A 6,008-nucleotide genomic window follows, 5' to 3' on the forward strand; every position below is an offset into this window, starting at 1 on the left:
ATTTTCCTTTTATGTTTCATCATACTCTTGTAAACGATATTGAGGTCACAAATAACCATAAAATATTAAAATTTTTTCCTTTGTTTTAATTCTTTTTCTTGTTTCCGAATAATCTTTAATAAATCACTATTACTGTACTTTGAATAATCAGCCATTCTTATACTACTTTTTTAATCATATTTTCTTTCAATTATCCCATAAAATAGCGTTTTAGTGTAAATAAATTATAAAATAATTTAATTCCTTTTCTTAATCTTTTCTTGTTAGCGTTCTAGCATAAATCATTTATCATATTCCTTGTTTTCATTAACTTTTGCATTTTCAATAACTTTAAGTAAATCACTAGCAACTACAATTCTGTCAAATGCTGATGAGAAATCCAGTTCTACGTCTCTGTGTGAACATGGATTCTTATAAAATCCAAATGCACCGGCTATGTAATTGCAAAATGCTTCACGTTCTGCTTTAGGCAATTTTAAATCTGTTAAAGGGCCATTTTCAGAATGAAAGGCTTTTCGGATTAGCTTTATTCCATACTCATCTGCAGTAGCACCGATTTTTCCCCGAATACTCGTTTCTATTGTTTTAAAGGCAAGCAAAACTGCACTCTCAAATTGGCCAGATTTAAGAAGAGAAAAACATTTCTTGACAATCAAAGGATGAACATATGTCTCTGGCATCAAAGTATATTGTTCGACAACTCTTTTGAATTCTCGCTCAGGAAATCTAAAGCCGTTCTTTGTAGGGAAAAAAGCTTCCTCGCCTTCATCATCATAACCACGTTGGAATTGCCTAATATCAATATGGGTATTAGGGCTAGCTTTATACTTGATTCTCGTAAACCTAACCGGCTGGTAACCTCCAGGATTAGCCTCTCCAATTACTTCTTGATATTCGATTTTAGCTTCGATTTCGCTCTTCTTGCTCATTAATTCCTCCTTTTTACCTAATTATAAAGATAACTTTTATTCATCTAAGTTTTTCCCTACTTCCCCATTAAAGTTGATTACTTTTATAAATAATTTTAGCTTCCATTTTTTATGCTCTAATAAACCTTGTGTTGAGCTTGTATGATAAAAAATATTTCAAACTTATACTTCCCCAAATAATACCTTAAAATGTCCTTGTATATACATTATCTCCATTATAATTTTTTTATATTTATTGTCAATCATTGTTTTGTGATAATGGTAGATGGGTCCGCCTACACTAAAGTCCCGGCGTAAATGTATGAACAGTTAAAGAGAGATGCTGAAACAGGCTCAGTATACACTAGCCCATGTCACCCTGAATCATGTGCTGAATTTATTTCAGTATCGTTTCAAGGTCTCACTTTTTACTACTGTCACCCTGAACTCGTTTCAGGGTCTCCGGTTCCCCGGATGAAATCTGTAGCCTCAAATATACATGAGAGGATAAAAATATGTAGGGATAGCAAAATAATGGCCAAACCCATCTGCCGCTATGGAGCACCAGCGGAATAGCAGTAGGGTGAAGCGACTAGTTAGGCGAGAATCGCTGTACAACTTGTTATAAAGGGGAGAACATATTGTCCTCCCCCGATATTACAACTTACATTGCGTGTTTATAAAGCTGGATAATTCCCTCTTTTGTTGCTTTTCTCGGATTTGTTAAACCGCATGCATCCTTGAGAGCATTCTCGGCCAAAATAGGCAAATCTTTTTCCTTGCCCCCTAATTCTTTTAAATCGGATGGAATACTGATATCTCTGGATAATCTCTGAATGGTTTCCAGCGCTTTGTCAGCGGCTTCCATCGTCGATAGGCCTTCCACATTCTCTCCAATGGCTTTAGCAATATCCACAAAACGTTCCGGGCAGGCAATCAAATTAAACCGTTCCACATGCGGCAGCAGTATTGCATTGCAAACACCGTGGGGCAGGTTATAAAAACCGCTTAACTGGTGAGCTATGGCATGCACATGTCCCAACGCCATTCCGGCCATAAATTAGGCATACGCCATATTCTCCCGCTCTTTCATATCTTCACCATTGGCCACTGCCGGACACAAGTACTGGCTGATCAGTTCGATAATTTTCTTTTTTTCCTGTTCTGTAAGTTTCACATTCATTCCTATATTCTCTGCCAAAGGATATTTGCGTCTTTTCTATTCCATGTATAAAGACCTAAATAAGCGGACGGCGCCGATGAAGTTGACGCGTTAGCGCCGCCACGCTTTTCACCGTCCGCTTAATTTTTTGGTTAACGGACATTTTTGTTTTCAATAGCCGCTGAAACTTTAGGCAATATAGATGTAAAAAAATTGCCAACGAGCCTCTCTAGTTCAATAACTTGTGTTAAAAATTCTTTCTTTTTTGTTGCCACATAACTATCTGCTTGAATTTTAAATATATTTCTCAAATGTTCAATTTCTGGTGTATTTAACTGAAGCAAATAATAGAAGCTTTGCATATCGTTCAATTGACTGTCGTTAAAACAATTAGCATGTGCTATTTCATTACGTGGCTTTCTAAATTCTGATGTGAAATTATTTAATTCATTCAGGCACTTACCTACTTTAGTACCTTTTATTTTGTTGTTTTTGATTATTGTATTTATTCGGCATTCTTTGTCTGGCAGACCTATATCGTATATTCTGTTTGTCAGACGTAGGCACCTGTCAAAAATTGACGTTATCCTGAACAAAATATTTTCAATTGAAAAAATAATATAGTCGTACCTATTCATTAATTTGTGGCCAATGTTTGCTCTGAATCCTGCGATCAATTCAACGGAATAATATAGTTGATCCATGCACTCCGTAATACTGCTTAATCCGAAACCAATCTCAAAAGCAGTTCGTTCCTTACGTGAAGGTTTAACGTGTTTCAAGTTTTCGGGGCCACATTTTTGAATATACGAAATCAAATATGGCTGAATGTATTTTATGACTGAGTGGTCTTTTAAAATTGTGACTTTCATCATATGTACTCAACTTAATTGCTATACCTATAGCAACTAACATAATATTAGGTGTACTAATAAAAACAACAAAGGTTGCTCTTCATGACTACCTAATCTATGTTGCTTGTTAAATGTTATTTGTTTACTCGCATTGAATATAATCATCTTTTCTCCTTTTTATCTCCTTCCACAATCCAAAATCTTACCTATAACGGTTTGGGTATGGTGTCATAGCTGGATATGAAGCTATCCACTATACCCTTGTCAGCTGCTGGCTTTTTTCAATCTTTCAATTTCTTTCCGTATTTCTTCAATAACTTCCTCATTGGCTATTCTTTTCTTCCCGTTGTCTTTAATTGAAAAAACATAAAATACTTTTCCACCAAATTTTTTATAGAATTTTTCGTGGGTATGTTTTTGAATTTCACGCTCTTTAAATATTTGGCTTAATTGAATCCCGTCACTAACAGGTTTTATTTGCAATCCTATATATTTCCCATTGACTAAAATGTAAAAATCGACATTGAAAAGTCTATCCCATTCGTCTGATGCCGGTTCTATTTTAATATCCGGAAAATCTTTTTGAAGTATAGCTTGAAGTTGCCCGTAAATTGTTTTTATCTCCGTCATATAACCATCAAATGTTCGATTTATTACTAATTGGAACATGTAGTTAATACAGTCTTCTTCTGTAATTTCTTCAACTTCCGCTTGAATAACTTCTGTTATTTTTACATAGAGTTTTCTTCCCAATTCTTCAATATGTTCTTTTGAACGAACATTCTTAAAATAATAATTCTTCCATTCTTCAAGTGTCTTTGGAGCACATTTTCTAATTGATTCGGATGTAGGTCCCACATTTCTTTTAAAGTTTAGTTGGAATCTATTCATTGCACTATTCAATATCCATTCTTTTGCCATTTTTCATCCCTGGTTTTTGTAATTAATAAATCGTTCTTTATTTTTAAATTGATAGGAAGTATCCACTTCTACCAATCCTTTTTTTATTAAATGTGCATTTAAAAAAGTTTTATTTTTTAAATAGACATAAGCCATTAAATGATTTTCTTTATCGTGTTTAATATTATCAAACTTTAAGAAAACTTTTTGTCCCTTGGTTTTTAATCTTAAAAATTCGGTTGCTTTCCCGTTTACTTCTTTTTTTTCTTTTACTCCGATTAAACGAACAATCAAATCATTGTTAAGCTTCAAAAGTTCAGGGCTGATAATTTCTTTTACCGAATAATATTCTTCTCTTTTTGTAGATCCGTTCATATCAATTTTTGAGCCAAATTGTAGTTTTTTCGGATCTATTTTCTTATCAAATTTGTGAAAGTCTTTAAAAATATAAGGTAGTTTCTTGATTTCTTCGTTAAAGTTAATTCTAGGTTTTTCTTCGATAATTTGATATTCATTGAAAGAATCGTTATCAATGTTCAACTTTTGTTTGATAAAAGGTAAAAACTCTCTATTAATTTCATAACCAATAGAGTTCCTTCCAAGTTTTTTTGCTGCGAGAGATGTTGTTCCGCTTCCAAGAAAAGGGTCAAGTACTGTATCCCCTACAAAAGCAAACATTTTAATTAATCTCTTTGGCAACTCTTCCGGAAATACTGCAATATGTCCGTCTTGCTTTGCTCCTCCAAAATTCCAATGACCTGCGAAATAGGTTTTCCATTCTTCTTTTGTCATTTTTGACAATTCTTTAATTTCTTTACTCGGGCGTTTGGGAGTTCCAAGTTTTTTGAAAATTAAAATAAATTCATAATCTATTGATAAAATTCCATTTCTCGGTGTAGGATAACTCCCCATTAATGATGCTCCACCGGTTGTATTTGAGGTGGTTTTTTTCTGCCAGATAATAGCTCCCATATAATCGAATCCTATGCTTTCACAAAATTTGATTATTTCTGTTCTTATAGGAATAACTTTATATCGACCGTAATAAACCGAACGCGCAAATTGATCGCCAATATTCACGCAAAGTCTACAACCATTATCAAGTACCCGATAACTTTCTTTCCATACGAGATTTAAATTATTGATATATTCTTCGTAGCTATCATTATAGCCTATTTGATTATCTACACCATAATCTTTTAATTGCCAATATGGTGGAGAAGTAACGATTAATTGAACCGATTTATCGGGGATGCTTTCCATTTGACGGCTATCACCAATCACTATTTTATGCTTTGTTTTTCTGTTCATTTTTATCTCTTATATAATATAAATATTACTAATTTGTAAGTGCAAAACTAATTGTTTACAATTTTTATTTATCATTACTTCCGCCTCTTTATAACCCATTAAAATATACTACTCTCTTTTTTCCCTGTCAAGGAGTTTTTACTTTTATAGGCACGAGGTATGAACATATTAATCGGGAATACTTGATATACTGAAGAGAGTTCATCGTACCTTGCTCCCTATCAACCTGGGGCCTGTACTGAATTTATTTCAATATCGTTTCAAGGATCCACTTTTCACTAATGTCACCCTGAATTTATTTCAGGGTCTCCGGTTCCCCGGATAAAGTCTGTAGCCTCAAAGATAGATAAGAGGGGAAAATATGTAGGGATAGCAAAATAAAATCCGTAAAATAGAGGTAAATTTGTAATTTTCAACTTTTTATGAAGTTTATAAACTAAAGCGAATTATCATAATTGTCTTACTGCATACTATTCAAAATTTTTCATGAAAAATAATATACAGTTTATGCTTAAGAATTTCTCTTAACTCAGGAACACTGACTCCCCACCAGTGTTTGCTTTCTTTAACAGATTCTTTAAAAATTTCTACAATTACATTATTTTCAATAACAAATTTTTCTGATTTTAATAAATCAGGCAATTCCATAGTAAAATATTTTTTTATTTTAGATAGTCTTTTACTACTATCTAACGCTGCACAGACGTGTGTATAAAAATGCTCCATTAGGAAATAACGTTCTATTTCATCTATAATTTCTTGTTCAATTTCATTGATTTTTAAATCGATTTTCTTTTCAATTTCATTAGTATTTTTTTTCAATAAAGGAAATAATTTATTTTGTTCACTTAATACAGTAGAAACCATATTTTC

Annotated in this window: 7 protein-coding genes; all 7 read right to left on the reverse strand. The window is 33.0% G+C overall.

Annotated features, from left to right (window positions below; genetic code table 11):
- Positions 1–281: 281 nt before the first annotated feature.
- On the reverse strand, positions 282–929 hold the full coding sequence (locus J7K39_01090) for a TIGR02391 family protein (GenBank protein ID MCD6178475.1): 648 nt from the start codon (positions 927–929) through the stop codon (positions 282–284).
- A gap of 643 nt (positions 930–1,572) precedes the next feature.
- Positions 1,573–1,965 carry an iron-containing alcohol dehydrogenase gene (locus J7K39_01095; GenBank protein MCD6178476.1) on the reverse strand — a complete coding sequence of 131 codons (393 nt, stop codon included), beginning with the start codon at positions 1,963–1,965 and terminating at the stop codon, positions 1,573–1,575.
- Positions 1,966–1,968: 3 nt separating this feature from the next.
- The gene (locus tag J7K39_01100) at positions 1,969–2,109 is read right to left on the reverse strand and encodes a hypothetical protein (GenBank protein ID MCD6178477.1); all 141 of its coding nucleotides are present in this window, start codon (positions 2,107–2,109) and stop codon (positions 1,969–1,971) included.
- 113 nt (positions 2,110–2,222) lie between these two features.
- Positions 2,223–2,945: a hypothetical protein gene (locus tag J7K39_01105; protein MCD6178478.1), complete on the reverse strand. Its 723-nt coding sequence runs from the start codon at positions 2,943–2,945 to the stop codon at positions 2,223–2,225.
- Between the two features lie 243 nt (positions 2,946–3,188).
- Entirely contained in the window at positions 3,189–3,845 is a 657-nt protein-coding gene (locus J7K39_01110) for an MjaI family restriction endonuclease (protein ID MCD6178479.1), read from the reverse strand.
- Positions 3,846–3,848: 3 nt separating this feature from the next.
- A complete protein-coding gene (locus J7K39_01115; protein MCD6178480.1) occupies positions 3,849–5,135 on the reverse strand; it encodes a thermonuclease family protein in 1,287 nt (428 codons plus the stop codon).
- A gap of 474 nt (positions 5,136–5,609) precedes the next feature.
- Positions 5,610–6,008, reverse strand: a 399-nt coding sequence (locus J7K39_01120) for a hypothetical protein (GenBank protein MCD6178481.1), incomplete at its 5' end; no start/stop codon positions are given.

The sequence above is a fragment of the Bacteroidales bacterium genome, from assembly GCA_021157585.1.
Lineage (GTDB): Bacteria > Bacteroidota > Bacteroidia > Bacteroidales > UBA12170 > UBA12170.

What these genes read in the sequence shown, in the direction of transcription:
- J7K39_01090 (MCD6178475.1), bottom strand. Translation starts at nt 929, where the DNA reads ATGAGCAAGAAGAGCGAAATCGAAGCTAAAATCGAATATCAAGAAGTA.
- J7K39_01095 (MCD6178476.1), bottom strand. Translation starts at nt 1,965, where the DNA reads ATGGCCGGAATGGCGTTGGGACATGTGCATGCCATAGCTCACCAGTTA.
- J7K39_01105 (MCD6178478.1), bottom strand. Translation starts at nt 2,945, where the DNA reads ATGATGAAAGTCACAATTTTAAAAGACCACTCAGTCATAAAATACATT.
- J7K39_01110 (MCD6178479.1), bottom strand. Translation starts at nt 3,845, where the DNA reads ATGGCAAAAGAATGGATATTGAATAGTGCAATGAATAGATTCCAACTA.
- J7K39_01115 (MCD6178480.1), bottom strand. Translation starts at nt 5,135, where the DNA reads ATGAACAGAAAAACAAAGCATAAAATAGTGATTGGTGATAGCCGTCAA.